Here is an 18,754-nt window from a genome sequence, read left to right on the forward strand (position 1 = left end):
GCTTCACAAACCTACATTAACCACCTTGTCTATCGATTACTTCTCCATTTTTAGATAAACCTCTAACAATTGTTTCCCTACCAATTTGAAGGTAATATCGTCTACCTTGCTTCATAATAATTTCTGCTTCTTCAAATGCTTTATCTTGCTTAGTTCTCGTCTCCACTTTTTCAATTTCAGCATTATTTAACTCACCGAACACCACATAGAATTCATGGAGTACATTACCTTTATTATCATGTTCACGTAAAGATTCAGTATAAACAGTCATGTTGTCATTCTCGTAATGGTCCCATCCGTGATAACCAATGTTTTCCCATCCTTTATCGTCATTACCTTTAAAGAAAGCAACTGCAAGTGCTTCATAATTTGCAAAAGGTAGTTCATCTTTATCAGGTTGAGTAGTGTACATCACAATTGTTACACCATTATACTGTTCCGTGTGGATTATAGTATTGACTTCATAAGGGATACCTTTTTCAATTGCTTCTTGAAAATCATCGTATTTTCCAAGTTCAAAGTCGGACATCTTAACCCCAATAATTAAAACTATGAATATGATAACTGCTAAGGCTATTCTTAGGAACCTTTTCATTCTCGACCTCCTTAACAATAATCTAATTTCATTCAACAACATAGAACCCCTTATTTACACCACAACATAAGTGACACCTTCCTAATAAGATAGCACCAGTTTGTTTAATATCCTTATCCCATAAAGTTAGTTAAGTAATATAGGAAACCATAAGTTCCTAAAGAACTAATGCTTGTAACAAAAACCGCAATTAATAAAAAAGGGGTTTTCCATGATCGAAATAAATAAAAAACGGCTAAGCACAAACTGATGATAAAAAAGACAACCCAAAGACTGTTTAAAGTTATAGAAGTTTCATAACCAGTATGGAAACTTACTATGTAAAAAACGTTAACCAAGAGCAATAAAAATAAACTAAATCTCCTCAAAATTACACCTTCCCTTTATCTGTTAATATATTTTAACTTTATAAAATATAACTTTTGCTAATTGAATAATCCTGCGTCGATAGTTAAAAAACTCTAACGGACTTGTATAAACCTTATCTACGCACTGAGCCGAAAACAGTCCATCCCAACAATACGAAACCTTGTGTAGTTGGAATTTTAATATCCCCTGCTGTTACTTTCGGTGTAGGTGGTTCTGAATGAAATTGTTTAAAAACAAATAAGCTTATAACAATCAATCCAATGATAATAATTAAAGCAAAAGTTTTTTAAATTGTACTCACCCCTTTATATATTCTGGTATATGGAAAAGCTCACTACTCATAACACATTCCATTTCTTCGGCATACAAGCTTTGTTGTAACAAATTTAAAACATGCGACCAGTTGTTGACTCTGTAGTAATAATACGGATACAAGAAATCATCTCCTTTTTGAAAAAACTCTCATCTGTATAGATATGATTAAGTATCCAAATTAGTGTAACTGTATTAATCTGGCATACGTTTTTCAAGAACACCACACCATTGCCCAATCATTGCCCAAGCTAGGTGAATATCATTAGGATATAAAGAAAGGAGAGATGTTCTAATGGATAACAACAATCCAATGCATCATCAATTTCAAGGAACTTATCAACCTATGGATCACGATATAAAAGCAACCTGCCGACGGTATATGAACTACCATGTTATAGCACAAATGGGTGATGGATCACAATTTGATGGTATTATCGAAAGTATGGACGATGATGGCGTAACCATGTTAGTTCCTGAAGAGGTTGATGCAGAACAAGTAAGGCAGAATGAAGAAGGGGTAGCCAGACAATTTGGCTTTGATTTTGATGATTATAATGATTATGATGATTATGGTCGTCCTCGCAGAAGAAGGTTTCGTCGTTTCCGTCGCCAACGTTTCCCATTCCGTTTATTTAGAAGTTTATTCCCTTACCCATATTATTACCCTTATTACCCTTATTACCCTGGGTATTGATATGGTGGAGGACACTGGTGGTAGGTACTATAATAGTGATTAAAAGGCAGCTTTATGCTGTCTTTTAATATGGAATAGAGCCAATAATTGGAAATCTCAAAGTCATTGATCAATTATGTTGATTAATTTTGTATGTCTTACAAGATTATGTTGTACTTACTATGTTTATTTTTAATAACAAAAATAAAGCTATTATAAAGAGAATCACATATTGATGAAATAAAAAGGAGATCCCCTTTTTATAATAAACTGCTGCTTTAATTGAAAAAGGATGCAATTCCCTCTTTTACAAGCGCACCAGGTTAACTCAATAAGGGAAATTTCTATGTATTTGAAAAAACACTTCGCAAATACTACCCTTTTGGATTAATGATTCCATAATAAACGAGATTTTCATATTTTTCTTCTTTTCTTATGTGGTCTATTAATATTCCTTATTTTTCCATACCTATTTTTTGCAAAACCCTACCAGAGGCTGGATTTGAACTAAAGTAACGTGCAAACACTTTATGGTATTTTTTTCATCAAATGCAAATTATAATATAGCTTGTGATGCTTCCGTAGCGTAACCCTTTCCCCAGTACTCTTCACCAATCCAATAGGCAATTTCCCCTTGATTAAATCTTTGGTTGTTCGTTAAGGCTATAGCTCCATATATTTCCTCTGTTTCCTTATCAGTTATTGCGAATTCATATGATTTGTTGGCATTAAAATTATCAAGATGACGTTCAATCCACATTAAAGCATCTTTTATAGAGTATGGATATGGTAGATACAATGTACTTTTAAAAATATTATAATTATTACATAGTTTAGTAACAGCTTCTGCATCAGATTTCTGAAACAGTCTTAGTACAAGTCTATCCGTAAATATTGTTTTATTTAGATCATCGTACACCATAAGAAATCTCCCATTTATTAATATCGAATCAATACTTCTTTCTATAGAACATCCTTATTTTTTCCTATTCAACTCTTCTGCCAAATAGATCAACAGCCTCTTATTTAACATTGACATAATATTCCTAACATTATTAGCAAAAGAAAAGACAATCAAATTCTGATTGCCCTGTTAAACTCTCGCACCAGTTACTTTAAGTACATTTTTTCACAAACACTCTTTATAAATAAATATGTGTCTCTCTCAAGAAACCATTTTTTCTAGACTACTTTTTTCATCAATAAATTTAAAATATGGTAAACATATTCCTACTAAGGAAACTCCACTAATCAATAGACCAATTAAAAGGTACAATGGTCTGACACCAAACACTTCACTTAACACACCACCAACAAGCACTCCTAACGGCATGACGCCCCTTATAATTAGCAAACGAACTGAAAACACTTTCCCCATTAGGTCATTGGGTACAGCTTTTTGAATAATAGTTGTATTATGGATGCTAAAAATAGCCATTACTATACCCGCAATAGTTTCTGTTGAAATTGCTAAAGGGATACTATAATTAAAGCATAGTGCAATGTAGGTTAGCCCGCTAAATCATGGGCACTCCGATTCGGGCGGAACCCATAACTGTGTTCAGAGAACGTTGGGTCGTATATCCTCGACAGGACTTGGGCTATCGCTTGTTGAATTAAACGGTCTGTCACGGTTGGGATACCTAGCAGCCGGATGCCGCCATCAGGTTTCGGGATTTCGACCCTGCGGACAGGCATTGGTTCATAGGAACCCTGGAGAATACTCTCTTTAATGGATGACCAGTTTTCGACCATGTGCTGACGCAGGTTTTGTACGGGCATCATGTCTACTCCGTGGCTTCCTTTATTCCGTTCGACTCGTTTGAGTGCGAGGAGCATATTCTCCCGTGATAGAATTTGATTCAAAAGCATCGTTATTCTTCCTTCCGTGAATAGCTTATCTTCTTATGCCAGCAGTCACTCCACCCTCCTAAAGGTCCCCAACGGGATTCACCGTCTCCTCCCTCTAGTGAGGTACTGCGTTTTCTGTGTTCATCATGACTCACTGAATGCAAAGGGCTATTCTCTCTTCGTTGTTCCGTCCTTCCGAATCGTTCTAGACCGATTCGTACTATGACTTCTGCTGACTTCTGATGGTTCAGCTGCTTATCACTAAGCAGGTTATGAAGGGTACTTCACATTTCCATCAGATCTCCCCGGGTAAGGATGCAATCTTTCCTTCCATCTATCCGCTTCATTTACTCTGTATCACCTTTGGCAGAAAGGACTTTGTTTTGTTTTGCAAACTCATCCAATGATACCTAGCCTTATATGAAGTTCGTGTTCCTCGGACCGGAAGTTTGCCGCACGCTTCCTTCAGATTCCGCGTCGCCACGTACACCCTTGCGTTAAGCTAACCACTACTTCTGCCTTCGTGGGTCGGGACTCTCACCCTAAAGATTGCACCCATGCCGGGCGCACAAAAATGAGGAGAACCAAAAGGCTCTCCTCATAATATTTATATTCGGTTACTGTTCTATCCAAAAATGTTGTTTAATAGAACTAGAACAGATAGCTCAGTTCTAGGAATGTCTCATCAGTCGAGAAGTGCGACAGCTCTTCCAGTGATCTCTCCCTGAGCCAGTTTTTCCACGGTATCTCCGATCTGATCGAACGAAATGGTAGTGACGTTAGACTTTACTTTGCCCTCGGCTATCAAGTTAAGCACGTTCGCGACGTCTTCCGTGGTTCCGCCGAGAGATCCCAGGTAGCGCAATTTCTTTAAGACCACGCTCTGTGCGGAGATGTTCGCTTTTTCACGACCTAGACCGACTTGTATCACTGTCCCGCCCATACCAATGGCCTCAATAGCCTCGGCGGTCGTGGTGCCAAATCCTGCATAGTCAACGATGACCTCAAGGTCCCTGTCTGCGAATTCGGTGATGGATGTGGCGATCTCAAGATTGCCATATTTGCGGATATTGTCATGGGCCTTCTCATTAATTTCGGCCACGAAGACCTCGGCACCCATTCCCAGCGCGAACTGAATCGCGAGAGATCCTAGACCACCAGCACCTATGATTCCGACCTTAGTTCCTTTACGGACTCCACCCAGATTTAACGCGTGCATCGAAGTCATTCCAGCATCAGTGGCAGTAGCTGCCTGATCCCAGGACACTTCGTCAGGCAATGGCACAAGCAGTTCAGCAGGGACCATCACCTGCGAGGCAAAACCGCCATGGTATCGGGTACCGGGTCCGTTCTCATTCCCCGCGGCTACTACCCGCTGTCCTACCGAGAACCCAGTAACCCCCTCGCCCAGACTAGCTATGGTTCCCGCAATCTCATGGCCGAGAGTTAGCGGCATGTATCCAACATAGTGAGTGAGAGTTCCGTCGAGGTAGCCGACATCGCTGTGGCAAATTCCAGCGGCTTTAACGTCAATAACGACTTGACCTGGGCCAGCAGTTGGTGGATCGACTTCATTTAATGTGAGAGGATTGTTAGCTCCTATTAATTGCCATGCTTTCATTTCTTACACCTTCCCTTATTTTTTAAGATTGTTAACTCAAACATTTAAATTCCCTTGCACCATTATTACAAACTGCTTAAACTCCTTTTGTAAGTACGCACTTTAAAGTGGTATAGTTTACAAAAAGATACTATTGGAGGCGTTATAGGGGAAAGGTGCCAGAACTATGTAAGGTAGAAGATGCATTAGGTATATTAGTTGGAAAGAGGAAACCTCTTATTTTATTGCATTTATTGAAAGACGGTACGTTGAGATTTAGTGAACTAAAACGTAGTATTCCTGAGATTACAAAGAAAATGTTAACGGAAAATTTACGAGAGTTGGAAGTAGAAGATATTATTAATCGAGTTGTTTATGCACAAGTCCCACCAAAGGTTGATTATTCAATCACTAAATATGGAAAAGAATTAGAACCAATTTTGGTTTCTATGCATGAGTGTGGTACAAAACATGCACTCCGTAAACGGCAAAGACAGATTATAAAAGCAATTAAATAAGAGATGAACTTTTACGTTCGGCTTTTACTTAATTGCCCAGTTTTAATACTTATTTTACATAAATATAAAGTGAGAAATTCTCTCAAATAAACGTTCTTTAGTTTAATAATAATTAATTAATTTATTCTTATTAATACACTAGTCTATTAAGATTTAATTGTTAACAATCTTTTTCCTAGTATTTGATTTTAATATTTAGAATCGAAAAAAATTTCACCACACGATTCTTTATAATAGTATTTCAACGTCTTCTTAACAAATTTTTCCTCTTGTTGCACTAACCTGCCAGTTAGCACAAGATAGGCTACCAAATCGACGATCTCCTTATTGTGTTAAAGGACCAGTTACTTTAGTATATTCTTTCACAATTCTTCGGGTAAGTGGCAAGATGCTGGTAACTGACAGGAAACTAGGAGAAATCCCAAGGTTAAAGCCTCGTGACAAAGCAACCCCCTAGCGAAGCAAATCATCATACTGCAACTAATTGGCATCCTTTCCTTTGTACAATACAAAAAGCCATTTTATTCATATTACAAGTAATTTACAATTCTATTACATCCCTAATAAGTCAGATAGATTTCCGAATTATATAATGCAAGACTTTTAAAACTAAATAAATTTGGAGGGCTTTTTTTTATGAAATATATTATTCTAGTAACTTTATTTACAGTTGGACTGTTCCTGTTACCTGATTCAGCTTCTGCTCATGCAAAGTATACAGTTCAATCAGGGGATGTTTTATTAAAAATTTCTAAGAATCATAATGTTGACATCGATACGTTACTCGCTTCGAATCCTTATATAGAAAATCCGGATATCATTTTTCCTGGACAAATGATAACGATACCGGATGGAAACGGACAACAGTTTACAGTTACTGCGTTTACAGCGGGATATGAGTCAACCGGGAAACGACCAGGCGATCCAGCTTACGGTATTACCGCATCAGGTACCACAGTAAAGGAAGGTCAAACGATAGCTTGTCCGTCATCAATTTCATTTGGAACTACAGTACATATTCCAAACTTAGGTCAAACATATACTTGTGAAGATCGCGGGAGCGCGATTACAGATGGGCGATTAGATGTATATATTGCAGATTTGGATCAAGCTTTACAGTTCGGTGTAAAAGAATTGCAAGTACATATTTTAGATTAACTTAAGTAATTTAAAGATATATGATAACAAGCATTCACCCCACTATCATAGTTGGGTGTTCGTGTTGTTGTGGGGAAATTACCCATCTATTGTTGGTTATTTCATTTTCAAGACCTAAATCATAAAAAGGCATAAAATATGGAGAAATTCTCTCTTATTGGAAAAGTAAATGTAGGATTAGGAATTATTTTTTTCTTATATGGTATTTTCTTCCTCCGTTATTAAAAATTCACTTCTTTTCCCACACCTTTAGAACTCCATCTTTATATTACCATAAAATTCAAACAACATTTATTAAAGAACAGGATGAACGTTTGATAATCATCTTGTTTTACTTTCACACCATGTTTGTTGAAGAAGACAATTACTATTTTCCAGACAAGTTAACCCTTTCAAGCAAACTAACATCTATATTATCATTTGGTTTTCTTTCCAGAGAATAAACTGACACCGTATCAAGAATGAACTCCTCGCTAATTTCCTTTGACAATAACTCTTGAGTTTCTATATTTGCTAGAGATGAGTTATTACATAACGTGCAATGTGGCTTATAAGGAAATGGATTTTCTAAAAATTTAATATTCGATTTTACAAGCTCTTCCTGAAAGTCTCGAATAGAACTTTCATCTTGTAATGTGAAAAAGAAAACATCCGTACTTGGAAAGCTGCTGACTTCTCCGAATATACCTTTAATCGGCTTTGTTCGTGATGCTATATCTTTAACAGTTGTATAAACATTACTCGGGTTTTGTTCATACTGTAATACCCCTATTCCACTTGAACCAGCAACCGTTATTTCGACGGGAAAAGACATTGTATAACTATATTCAGACCTTATTTTCTTTACTTTATCAGCAATTTTCTTTGGTAAATCCAATACTATATATGTATGATTTTTAAAACTCTCCATTTTACTACCCCCTAATCTTTATTTAACAATCCTGCTCCGATAGTTAAATAACTCCTTCTTCATAATACCATAATATTCAAAAAACATTATTTAAAAAAAGAGACGATCGTTTAGATGACCGCCTTTGTTGAACTTTTGCACCATTTAATTGAATAAGATTTTCTCTAGCAGTTTAGTGAAAACAAAACTAATAACGCCGACACCAAAAGAAGTCGTTCCCCAAATAAACTCATAAGCACCTTCTAGACTATGAGGACTGTCCAGAAACCTTATGAAAAAATACAGCGTTAAAAGAACAGGAAATATAGAAAATAAGTATTTTAGCTTGTTAACAAATTTATATAATATTAAATTAATGATGACGATAATGATTACAGGTGTTACTCCGTATGTTAACCAGAATATATCCCCACCTCCTGAATAACCTTTATTATCTAGCTATCTCAACTAACCTGCGACATTAACGTAATAAGGGTGCTGTTCCTTTTTCAAGAAAAGCACCACATAGTTGAATAAGAAAATTTGCATATTAACTTCATCGCTTTATCAATACGGTTAAGTCACCCTCAAAAACTTTTTCTTCATTATCATTAAAAGTAGATAACAATACCGTAATGAGACCCGTTTCATTCTTTAATGCTTTTTTATTAATAACCTCAACAATGATATGTAATTCATCATCAGGATACACTGGCTTTATAAATTTAATATTATTCATTTTTGTTCCAGCAATAACATCCGCACCGTACCTACCATCTTCAACCCATAACTTAAATGAAATAGCCAGTGTATGTATTCCAGAAGCAATGATTCCATTAAATCTTCCCTGATTTGCTTTTTCCTCATCCAAATGCATATATTGGGGGTCAAATTCACCTGCAAACCTCACAATATCTTCTTTTGTTAATTTATGTGATTTAGTTTCGAACACATCTCCAATTGTAAATTCATCTAACTTCATACAAAACACCTCTTAATTATTAGTTAACACTAGAACTTAATCTATTTTAACATCTGTTATTAAGAGTTGGTACTAATAATATTTTTTTCTTGTAAACTAACATGCCATTTACCTCATATTACTTCTCTCGCTAATGCACCATAGAGTTGAAGATGAAGAAGAGACTTTTATTAAAGAATCGTGTCCTTTTGCGGATTAAAATATATTTCTTGAAGCAGTGGATTTCACAACGTAATCCACTGCTTGTATAGCTTCCTATTTTATAGGAATCCAAATTTCTGAATATAAATCTGGGCAAGAGGGATCTTCATCTGAATAAACCTCTAACTCTGGTGTTCCTGCATGCTCATAACTACTTGAGGGAAACCATTCTGAAAAGATTTGTTTCCACACCTTTTGCATTGCGTCTGGCATTGGTCCCCGAACTTCGAACACAGCCCATTTGGATGCGGGAATCTCTAAAACAGATAATCCATCAGAGATATTGCCCTCATACGCTGTACCGATCCAATAATCAATGGCTTTGGAGCTTTTATCGACACATACCCCCAACACCCCTTTGATCGGACCATTGTTTAACTTAAATAATAAATCGTTGGTTCCATCTGCATGTACGTCATCCCACATTTTTGGAATACCCACCTGATTCTGTTCATTGATCAATGAAAATTCTCGCTTAACACCTGCAACCTTAAATGCATCACGCTCGACAATTTTGTAATTCATGGGGTCTGCTCCTTTCAAATTCACCTGGACCACCAGGCGATTATAAGATTTTAACTTTCCCGTATACTTTCGTGCTTCTGTTGGGGATACACCATGTTGTCTACGGAACGCCTTTGAAAAAGCCTCGGGGGTTTCGTAGCCATACTTGTAGGCAAGATCAATAACCTTTGTGTTTGATTTCGTTAACTCATGGGCAGCTAATGTCAGGCGACGGCGTCTGACATAATCACCCACAGATATATCGGTCAGTATCGCAAATGTACGCTGAAAGTGAAATACTGAAAAATTTACATGTTGAGCAATACTTTTCATTGATAGGTCATCTAGTAAATGATCTTCCATGTAGTCTATTGCCGCCTGTAATGATTCAACCCATGTCATGTCACTCACTCCTTATTTAAATCCTAACAGGGCATCACCTGTGAATCCTGTCTTTCTGTGCTTTTCTCGGACAGTATTTTTGAGATAGCTTAGACGGTGCTTTTATTCAACAATCTGGTCCATTGTTGAAAAGATAATCAGACCGCACTCTTTAGCTAACCTGCCAAGTTAGATTAACAGTATTTTATTTAATGTTAACATAATATTCCTAATATTATTCAAAAAGGAAAAGACAATCAAGCTATGATTGCCTTGTTTAAGTCTCGTACCAGTTAGCACAATTGGTTTATTTAACTTTAGTACTAATTACTTTAAACATCACTTGTCGAATTAACATCACAGATGCTGCTAACAACAAGGCTAATATCGACCTTTCACTTCTTTCAACAAAGAAATAAATAGATAGACATCCTATAATTACAAGAAACAAACAAAATATTGTCACTATCATTTTTGGACTTTTCACATCCATCCCCCGTTATCTTATTAAAATAGGTTTTACTAATTCGCTATCTGTCTATTCCTTTCTTGCACTAACCTGCCTCTTTAGTTTAAGTAAATTTCTTCACAATCTCTATATTTATTTTAACATAAATATTCAGAATACCTTGTATAACCAAGGAAAAGGAATCATTTATCTTATTTAATGGATCAGGATTTGCATACAAAATGTACATCAAAAATATAACCATACATCAGCTATTGCATATTGCCCCCGACAAATAAGTGTACAATTCACCCTAGAAAATCACTGAAATGACTTTATATCAATAAAAAATTGACTACAAATTGGTATGTAATTAAGTAGTCAATTTATGTTTCATATTTAATGTTTACGATAAGTAACAGAACCCGTTAGTATCTGTAATCTCACTTTTCCTCTTATCCATTACAAGTTTTACTCGAATAGTGCAACAATCGAGTATCTGAAGCCATTCCTTGTCAGAAGGCGATTCATCTCCACATTACTCGTTGAGAATGGAGTCTTCTCGCCTAAAATGATAATAGTAATCTTAAATGTTATAATTGATTATATGATAATTAACGTGCGAGGAGTAATACAATGGCGAAGAAAAAATATTATGTTGTCTGGGTTGGTAGAAAACCCGGTATTTATTCGAGCTGGGCAGACTGTCAAGCACAGACGAATCACTTTGATCAAGCAAAATTCAAATCCTTTGAAAGTCAGGAACAGGCGGAGAAAGCCTATCGTGAAGGCTGGCAACATCATTGGGGTAAGGGAAAGACACAAAAAGCTACGAAAGGTCAATCGAATAGAAAAACGACTGCAAGTAGACCAAGTGATGTAACCTCCGATGAAATCGATTATAACAGCATTTCCGTTGACGTTGGAACCCACGGGAATCCTGGTCCAGTTGAATATCAAGGTGTCGATACACGAACAGGAGAAGTGATCTTTTCTTACGGACCAATCAGTAAGGGCACGAACAATTTAGGGGAATTTCTTGCAATTGTGCATGCATTGGCTTACTTGAATAAGATAGGTAGTAATAAAACCGTTTACACGGATTCCCGAAATGCCATGCTATGGGTAAAGAAAAAGGCTGTGTCGACAACACTTAAAAGAGATGAATCTACCGCTGAAATTTGGGAATTAATTGACCGCGCCCACCACTGGCTTCACCATCATACATATGAAAATAAAGTCCTTAAGTGGGAAACGAAAAAATGGGGTGAAATTAAAGCTGATTATGGGAGAAAGTAAATCGTTGCCTCCACTGCACGAGTTTTGCCATTTCTTGTGCTAAACCTCAAAAAAGCATTATATACAAGTAACTTAGCCCTTGTATATAATGCTCCATTTTTCTCAACACATGTTGCGTTCAGACTCATGAATTTAGACTTCCCCCGTATTTACTGGCTTTGTTCTTACTAAAAGAATTACTAAGCCACAAATAAATGCACTTATTCCCATTGCAATAAAAGCCACATTATAATTACCACCGTAAGCGGAAATTAAATATCCAGTAATCGTAGGAGATAGAAAACCTCCAATCGTAGAACCCATATTAATAATGGCAATGGAGGTGCCAATCACCGCTGGCCGAATCAATTTATGTGGCCAGCTAAATAAAGTAACGAAAACGGCATTTGATGTAAGTGTAAAAATAAACATCATGATAATCGACAAAAATAAGCTATCGGTCATAGCAAAAACGATACACGCAAGTCCACATAAGATAATACCAGTTAAAGCAAAGCGCTTATCTTTTCCTTTAAAAACTTTATTGACTATAAAGCTTGAGCTCAGTGCACCAACACTCATTAAAATGGCATTGATACCCAAAATAATACTTATTGCTTTTAAATCAAATCCAAATTCAGCCTCATAGAGGGATGGCAACCAGGAAAGATAGCCGTATAAAACAATATTTAGAAATAGTAGTGCAGTAAATAAAATAAATACATTTTTATCTTTAAACACAACACGGATTGGGACCTTATCCTTTTTTATCTCTTGTTCTCCGTTCGGATACTTTTTCTTATTCGGAAAGAAGAAAAAGATCATAAGAATGGAAACAGCAAATAATAAAGCTAATCCGTAGTAAGCATAGCGCCAGTTCATATTAATTAACGTGGAACCTAATGTGAATGCAAGAATGCCACCAATACCAGAAGTTGATAAGATTAATGACTGGACAAACATCTTTTGTTTGGGCTGAATGGTATTTGATACAACCTTTGTCGCGCTTGTTGGTACACCAGCATGACCAAGCCCTGCAACTAATCGGATAACCATTAACAATACTAATGCGCTCACAAATCCAAAGAAAAGGGTTGCTACTAGAATGGTACCAATCGAAATTAATAATACTTTTTTTGGTCCAATTTTGTCAGAGAGCCATCCACTTGGAACTTGCATCACGGTATATCCGATGAAGAACATACTCATTAATAGGCCTGATTGACTAGCACTTAACCCCAATTCTGCTTCCATTGGAATGATTGCTGCGGCGATCATATTTTTGTCCATATAGGTCAATGCATATCCAAACATAATAGAGATAATTAGCATGACGTTATTTTGTGGCTTCTTTTGACTCATCTATTCCACCTCTAACATTTTCTATATTTTTGTAGGTTAACTGGCTGAAAGACAATTCGGGAGTAATAAGAATCGTAAATAAAGAAAAGGAAGCAAATCAAACGCCCGATTCGTTTACAGAATCCCCCCCTGATTGAAGTTCACTTTTCCTATACTACCCTAAAACTTCAATATATAAAATGAGGAAGGGAAAATTTTTAGTCTTTAGGTGATGAATGCGCCGTCATGACATTGAATAAAGAAATACCGATAGTACCTCCTACTATCGGTATGTTTTACTTCATTTTTTTTAGAATACTTTTATGCTTTCTTATTTGCCGAAATAACCGCAAACGACATGACCAACTGCTTTTGCTGCGACAAGAATGGCATCTTCATCAATTTCAAATTTAGGATGATGATTGAAATACGGTTTTTCTACCCCTTTTGGTGTACATCCGATATAGAAGTAGCAACCTGGTATTTTTTCTAAATAATAAGCAAAATCCTCTGATGGGGATAACGGTGGATATTCTTTTACTTCTTTAATATCCTTGTCATTTGCCTGCTTTAGCGTTTCAGCAACCATCTCTGTATATTCTGGATGGTTGTATAATGGCGGGTAGTCCGCATTGTATTCCAGTGTGCATTCCACACCGAACTCTACTTCAATCCCTTTCACAATCCGCTTAAATTCTTTTTCAATTATTTCTTGGCTTTCTACGCTCATATAACGAATATCACCTTCCAGTTCGATACTATCTTTAATCACATTGAATGTACCTTTTCCATCGAATGAGCCAATTGTAACGACACCGACATCCATTGGATTTAATCTGCGGCTAATAATGGTTTGAGCGACCGTAACAAAATGGCTACCTGCAACAATCGCATCATTTGCATTATGTGGTGATGAACCGTGACCACCTTGTCCTTGTATTTTCAATTTAAAATACGACCTACCATTAAAGGAATAACCACTGTGATATCCAACGACACCAGCTTCATCCATCGGTAGCACATGAACCCCAAAAATAGCATCTAAATCGTCTAACTTTCCAGATTCCAATATACTTTTCGCTCCACCTGGTGGTACTTCTTCTGCATGCTGATGAATAATTTTAATCGTTCCGTTCAGTTCACCCTTTAATTGAATGAGACAATCCGCGAGAATGAGTAAGTATGCTGTATGGGCATCATGACCACACGCATGCATCACACCTTCATTTTTGGATTTAAATGGGACATCTGTTTCCTCTTTAATTGGAAGCGCATCGAAGTCCGCTCTTAGTCCGATCGTTTTTCCCGGTTTCCCACCTGTAATGGTTACGACAATTCCGTAACCACTACCAACATTTGTCTCTACTTTAACATCTTTATTCTTATAAAAATCTGCAATATATTGCGCTGTTTTCTCTTCTTCAAAGGATATTTCTGGATATTCATGTAGATAGCGGCGAATTTCAATCATTTCTTCTTTACGCAATTCCAACATTTCCATTAATTGGCTTCTCATTACAACCGTCTCCTTTTGTAGGTTTTAGCGCTCTGCGCCAGCTGGTTTTACGATCGGTGTTGTTGCTTTTGCTTTCGGTTCTTTTCCAACACTACTTGGAACAAAAATGATAATCGAGATAAGTGATAACACTGCAAATAGTACGTTTGTTATAATCCCTGCGGTTGCTGCTACCTCGACACTACTGAAGACAGTGATTGTACTATAAACCGTTGCGGAAATCGCTACACCAAATGCATTACCAAGCGAACTTGCCATTTTGTATATACCTGATGCTTCCCCAACTTTGTTTGCTGGTGCGTACGTAACTGCTGTGTCTGTAGAAGGTGTTGCATACATTCCAAGTCCTAAACCGAAGAGGATAAATCCGCCAAAAACGACAATGGTATACATCATATCTGGTAAAAAGGTAAGTCCCATGACTCCTACACCAATCATCGTTAAAGTAGTTCCCCAAATCATTGGCTTTCTTGCTCCAGTACGTTGCATCAATTTCTCACCAACACGAATCATCGCAAGAACCGCTGCGAGATAACCTAGTGAAAGCATGCCTGATTGAAATGCTGAAAATCCACGTCCAACCTGTACATATGTGTTTGCTACAATAAGTGTACCTGCTACTGCATTCAATAAGAAGTTAGAGATGGTAGCACCTGTATAGGGTTTGCTTTTGAAAATATTGAAATCGATTAATGCACTTTTACGTTTTGCTTCATATTTAATAAAGGAGGTAACACCAACTACCGTAATTACTGCAAGGCCAATTGTTATTGGACTAGTCCAGCCGAAGCCTGCTCCTTGTGTAATAAAGATATTTAAAGCAAGCATGGTAACAATAAATATTCCTAGACCACCAAAGTCAAACTTAAATGAACCTGTTGTTTCTGCTTTACTTTCAGGTACATCTTTAATTAACCACATGGCAAGAACTGCGAAGACGATAGAGAAAATGAAAATCCATTTCCAGCCTAAAGATGTTGCAACTGCACCACCAAAGAATGAACAAAGACCAGAACCACCCCAAGAACCAATGGACCAGTAGCTAAGTGCACGTTGACGATCTGCACCCTCAAAGTATTCTTTCACTAAAGCAATGGTTGCTGGCATAATGGCTGCCGCTGATAAACCTTGTAAGATACGTCCTAGAATTAATAATACGGAACCATTCGCTAAGACAAGCAATAAGGAACCAATGATACTTAAAATTAAACCGACATACGTTATTTTTTTCCGACCCATTCTATCTGCTAATCCACCTGCAACAACGATGAACATTCCTGAGAACAATGCTGAAAGACTTATCGCTACGTTAATCGTTCCGAGTGAAATACCTAGATCCGATTGAACCGCTGGAACAATATTGACCATCGATTGTGCAAACAGCCAAAATGTAATTACCCCAAACACAATACCCGTTAACATCTTATTTGTACCTTTATACGTTGTTTCCATGATACAAAAACCTCCTAATTTTTTATAAATTACATTTGTGATGGCATTTCTATATGATTGCCACCCTTAACCTACTTCGTTGTTAAAAAATCAATTAGATAATAGTGCAATAAACAATTTATGAGCTCATCTTTATTACATCTTTATTATAAGAAATATCCGTTTTTTAAATAAGCTATTTTTCCGCTTCATTACCCGTAAATCATGTGCAATTTTTCACATATATTCAAATAGGTAAAAAATCAACCGTTCATTTTTAACAAAAATAGATGATGGATAGGTAATACACCTATCCATCATCTATAGAATTACTCATTAAAGATGCCCTCTTCGAATGTCAAAGAAATGAATAGCATTGATCGTCATATAAGAATAAAACGACCAATCCCCATCAATCTGTTCATCGAATAGTTCCATGGATGGCTGACTAGTTTCTGTGATGTAATCAATAACCTCCGCATCCATTCCATACGCACTATTCAAATCCCACCATTTCGTATAGAGTGCGCCGTGATCTTTATCGAATACACGTTTTCTAATCTGATAATGACCTGGCTTTATCCCCGCAATGGTGACGCGAATATCTTTGTTTAATTTTTTTAGAAACGTTTCTTCTACCGAATAATATGGATTTACATTATTGATATTCATGAGGATAAGTTGATATCCACGGTCATTTTCGGTCATCACATACGATGATCCTTGTGCAATGATGGTTCCACTTAGCCTCTCTAAAAACTGCATCGCAAAGTATGCTGGACGTTTCCCATTAAAGTAATGGTAAAGTTCTAATCCCTCCATCCGAATCTGCCGGTTTCTTCCCGACTTCTCGTGCTGTTCCGTGTTAATCCAAAAGCCAATGGATTCTACTTCGTTTGCTAATTCGAGTGCATTCTGCAATACTAACGCACCACGGAAAAATGTCCCATTCGTGTATCTCGTATTCCCTGAAAGTGTATTCCAACTTACCAAACTAAGGGGCAGGTTTTTCCTATACTTCCTTACATAACGCTTCATTTTATCTGTTTTTTCCTTAATATAGCCTTCCGCGAGTGAAAAGCGATCATCCCCTAACTCTGTAAAGTCAATGATCTCATTTTGATTCGCTTCATAGCCAATGAAATCGAGCTGGACGTTCCCTTCTACTAACCACGTATGATTTTTCGTCGTCTTCTCCTCTTTGAAAGAAAATGGCAAAAAGGAACCGACACGGATAGCTGGCACAAGTGATTTTAATGCTTCGTATAATTTCAAATAGACACGCTGCAGCTCACTCCCACTTACCGCTGATTGGCTTGGTTCATAAAACATAAAATGCCATTTTTCAAGATAGGAGGTCCCATACACATTCATACAATGCTTCATAAAATTATTTAATTCTTTAAAATATGCTCCTTCATCATTGGTTATTTCCTTATAATCGACACGAACAAAAAGCGATAAATCATGTTTCCTTAGAAAATTCAAAGCGAAATCTGCGTTGTAATAAGGCGAAGTCGTCGCAATAACTTCATCTGTTTCGACAGGTGTAATAAAGGTCGAACCACCAATCAATTGTCGTACAGCAATATTTTCAAGACGCAAATCCTTTTTTGCCATTAAAACTTGTAATCGTACACCTTCCTTTAATAACTCCCTTAACTCGCCAATAGCAAGATTATGCATTGGCCGATTAATTTTGTGTTTCGTAACCTGCTGCAAGTCAAGGTTTAATTCCGAAAGTTGCGTTTCTGAATTCGTATAGGATTCATCTGCATCGGTTAGGAACATACCTAGCTTCTCTAAAACCTCTGGTGATTTGATAATATGAATGGCATCATCAAAATCATAGGATTTTATAAAATCGATTCTTTCTTCCTGATTTTCCTCCCGATATATTTTAGGCGTTTGCTTGTATACTTCTTTAAAATAACTCACAAAAGACTTCGTATTTGGAAAGCCATGATTCATCGCAACATGGGAAATGGACTCCGACGTATACAGTAAGTCCTTCATGGAATGTTCAAGCCTGATTTTCATCAAAAAACGATTAAAACCAATACCTGTTCTATTTTTAAAATAGCGAGATAAGTATCCGGAAGATAAATAAAATTGATTCGCTATTGTTTCTAATGTGATTGCTTGATTATAATTGGTCTCCATATAATCAATAATTTGTATTAAACGCTGATCAGCCGTGTCCACTCTTTCCGAAGTGCTGCCCTTTTGCTTAAAGCGACGAATTAAGATAAGTAGAATTTGACTCACATATGCTTGTAATTCAATTCGATAACTTTCTTCTCTTCGATAGTAACTAATCATCAATTCAGCTAATAGCTTACGAATACGATCGATCATGGATTCTCTTCCCATATCTATGTCCAATGAGTTGCATTCAAACCGACTATATGGATACTCCTCGTATTGCTCCAGCATAAACCGATCCGAAATAGTCAAGATCAATACACGATTTTCGATACTACCATCAGCCTGATACAGTTGATTCCGATTAATCACGAGAACATCTCTTTCTTTTAATGGATAGAATCGGCTATTTGTTTCAACGGTCAGCTCCCCATGAATAACAAGAATGATTTGAATCCCTTTATTTAATCGTGGAGCCAAGATTTTGATTTGTTGTAAATTAATTGTAAAGTCTGTTATGTGTTCATCCATCGTATCTTTTCCCCATTCTTTAATGGTT

13 protein-coding genes and 3 pseudogenes are annotated in these 18,754 nt (G+C 36.7%); 4 read left to right on the top strand and 12 right to left on the bottom strand.

Features of this window, described 5'->3' with window-relative positions:
• Positions 1 to 16 precede the first annotated feature (16 nt).
• Positions 17 to 595 carry a hypothetical protein gene (locus ACHABU_RS16290; protein ID WP_435765996.1) on the bottom strand — a complete coding sequence of 193 codons (579 nt, stop codon included), beginning with the start codon at positions 593 to 595 and terminating at the stop codon, positions 17 to 19.
• Between the two features lie 976 nt (positions 596 to 1,571).
• On the opposite strand from ACHABU_RS16290, the gene ACHABU_RS16295 reads away from it, so the two are divergent.
• Entirely contained in the window at positions 1,572 to 1,973 is a 402-nt protein-coding gene (locus ACHABU_RS16295; RefSeq protein WP_435765997.1) for a hypothetical protein, read from the top strand.
• A 353-nt stretch (positions 1,974 to 2,326) separates the two neighbouring features.
• Here ACHABU_RS16295 and ACHABU_RS16300 read toward each other — a convergent pair.
• The 4 genes and pseudogenes from ACHABU_RS16300 to ACHABU_RS16315 all read right to left on the bottom strand — a co-directional run bounded on the left by ACHABU_RS16300 (position 2,327) and on the right by ACHABU_RS16315 (position 5,424).
• Positions 2,327 to 2,874, bottom strand: a pseudogene (locus tag ACHABU_RS16300) (GNAT family N-acetyltransferase).
• A 243-nt stretch (positions 2,875 to 3,117) separates the two neighbouring features.
• Positions 3,118 to 3,468 (bottom strand): annotated as a pseudogene (locus tag ACHABU_RS16305) (MFS transporter); the annotation flags it as partial.
• A gap of 5 nt (positions 3,469 to 3,473) precedes the next feature.
• Positions 3,474 to 3,824, bottom strand: a pseudogene (locus ACHABU_RS16310) (reverse transcriptase domain-containing protein); the annotation flags it as partial.
• Positions 3,825 to 4,488: 664 nt separating this feature from the next.
• Positions 4,489 to 5,424 carry a zinc-binding dehydrogenase gene (locus ACHABU_RS16315; RefSeq protein WP_435765998.1) on the bottom strand — a complete coding sequence of 312 codons (936 nt, stop codon included), beginning with the start codon at positions 5,422 to 5,424 and terminating at the stop codon, positions 4,489 to 4,491.
• A gap of 155 nt (positions 5,425 to 5,579) precedes the next feature.
• Here ACHABU_RS16315 and ACHABU_RS16320 point away from each other — a divergent pair, with 155 nt between their 5' ends.
• Together ACHABU_RS16320 and ACHABU_RS16325 are read left to right on the top strand one after the other, a co-directional pair.
• Positions 5,580 to 5,921, top strand: coding sequence for a winged helix-turn-helix transcriptional regulator (locus tag ACHABU_RS16320; RefSeq protein WP_435765999.1), 342 nt, complete (start codon positions 5,580 to 5,582; stop codon positions 5,919 to 5,921).
• A 636-nt stretch (positions 5,922 to 6,557) separates the two neighbouring features.
• Positions 6,558 to 7,079 carry a LysM peptidoglycan-binding domain-containing protein gene (locus ACHABU_RS16325; protein WP_435766000.1) on the top strand — a complete coding sequence of 174 codons (522 nt, stop codon included), beginning with the start codon at positions 6,558 to 6,560 and terminating at the stop codon, positions 7,077 to 7,079.
• Positions 7,080 to 7,446: 367 nt separating this feature from the next.
• Here the strand turns inward: ACHABU_RS16325 and ACHABU_RS16330 are convergent, their stop codons facing one another.
• The 3 genes from ACHABU_RS16330 to ACHABU_RS16340 form a co-directional block, all read right to left on the bottom strand.
• Entirely contained in the window at positions 7,447 to 7,989 is a 543-nt protein-coding gene (locus tag ACHABU_RS16330) for a 2'-5' RNA ligase family protein (RefSeq protein ID WP_435766001.1), read from the bottom strand.
• A 535-nt stretch (positions 7,990 to 8,524) separates the two neighbouring features.
• Complete coding sequence (locus ACHABU_RS16335; RefSeq protein ID WP_435766002.1) at positions 8,525 to 8,950, bottom strand: MaoC family dehydratase; 426 nt, start codon at positions 8,948 to 8,950, stop codon at positions 8,525 to 8,527.
• 255 nt (positions 8,951 to 9,205) lie between these two features.
• The gene (locus tag ACHABU_RS16340; RefSeq protein WP_435766003.1) at positions 9,206 to 10,057 is read right to left on the bottom strand and encodes an AraC family transcriptional regulator; all 852 of its coding nucleotides are present in this window, start codon (positions 10,055 to 10,057) and stop codon (positions 9,206 to 9,208) included.
• A 1,063-nt stretch (positions 10,058 to 11,120) separates the two neighbouring features.
• Here ACHABU_RS16340 and rnhA point away from each other — a divergent pair.
• Positions 11,121 to 11,783, top strand: a complete 663-nt coding sequence (gene rnhA, locus ACHABU_RS16345) for a ribonuclease H (RefSeq protein WP_435766004.1) — start codon at positions 11,121 to 11,123, stop codon at positions 11,781 to 11,783.
• 132 nt (positions 11,784 to 11,915) lie between these two features.
• Here rnhA and ACHABU_RS16350 read toward each other — a convergent pair whose 3' ends face one another.
• From ACHABU_RS16350 to ACHABU_RS16365, 4 genes are all read right to left on the bottom strand, one after another.
• Positions 11,916 to 13,124, bottom strand: coding sequence for an MFS transporter (locus ACHABU_RS16350; RefSeq protein WP_435766005.1), 1,209 nt, complete (start codon positions 13,122 to 13,124; stop codon positions 11,916 to 11,918).
• A gap of 310 nt (positions 13,125 to 13,434) precedes the next feature.
• Positions 13,435 to 14,619, bottom strand: a complete 1,185-nt coding sequence (locus tag ACHABU_RS16355) for an amidohydrolase (RefSeq protein ID WP_435766006.1) — start codon at positions 14,617 to 14,619, stop codon at positions 13,435 to 13,437.
• A 24-nt stretch (positions 14,620 to 14,643) separates the two neighbouring features.
• A complete protein-coding gene (locus ACHABU_RS16360) occupies positions 14,644 to 16,071 on the bottom strand; it encodes an MFS transporter (protein ID WP_435766007.1) in 1,428 nt (475 codons plus the stop codon).
• A 315-nt stretch (positions 16,072 to 16,386) separates the two neighbouring features.
• Positions 16,387 to 18,726 carry a helix-turn-helix domain-containing protein gene (locus ACHABU_RS16365; protein ID WP_435766008.1) on the bottom strand — a complete coding sequence of 780 codons (2,340 nt, stop codon included), beginning with the start codon at positions 18,724 to 18,726 and terminating at the stop codon, positions 16,387 to 16,389.
• Between the last annotated feature and the right edge of the window lie 28 nt (positions 18,727 to 18,754).

Source organism: Oceanobacillus sp. CF4.6 (assembly GCF_051262635.1).
Taxonomy (GTDB): domain Bacteria; phylum Bacillota; class Bacilli; order Bacillales; family Amphibacillaceae; genus Oceanobacillus.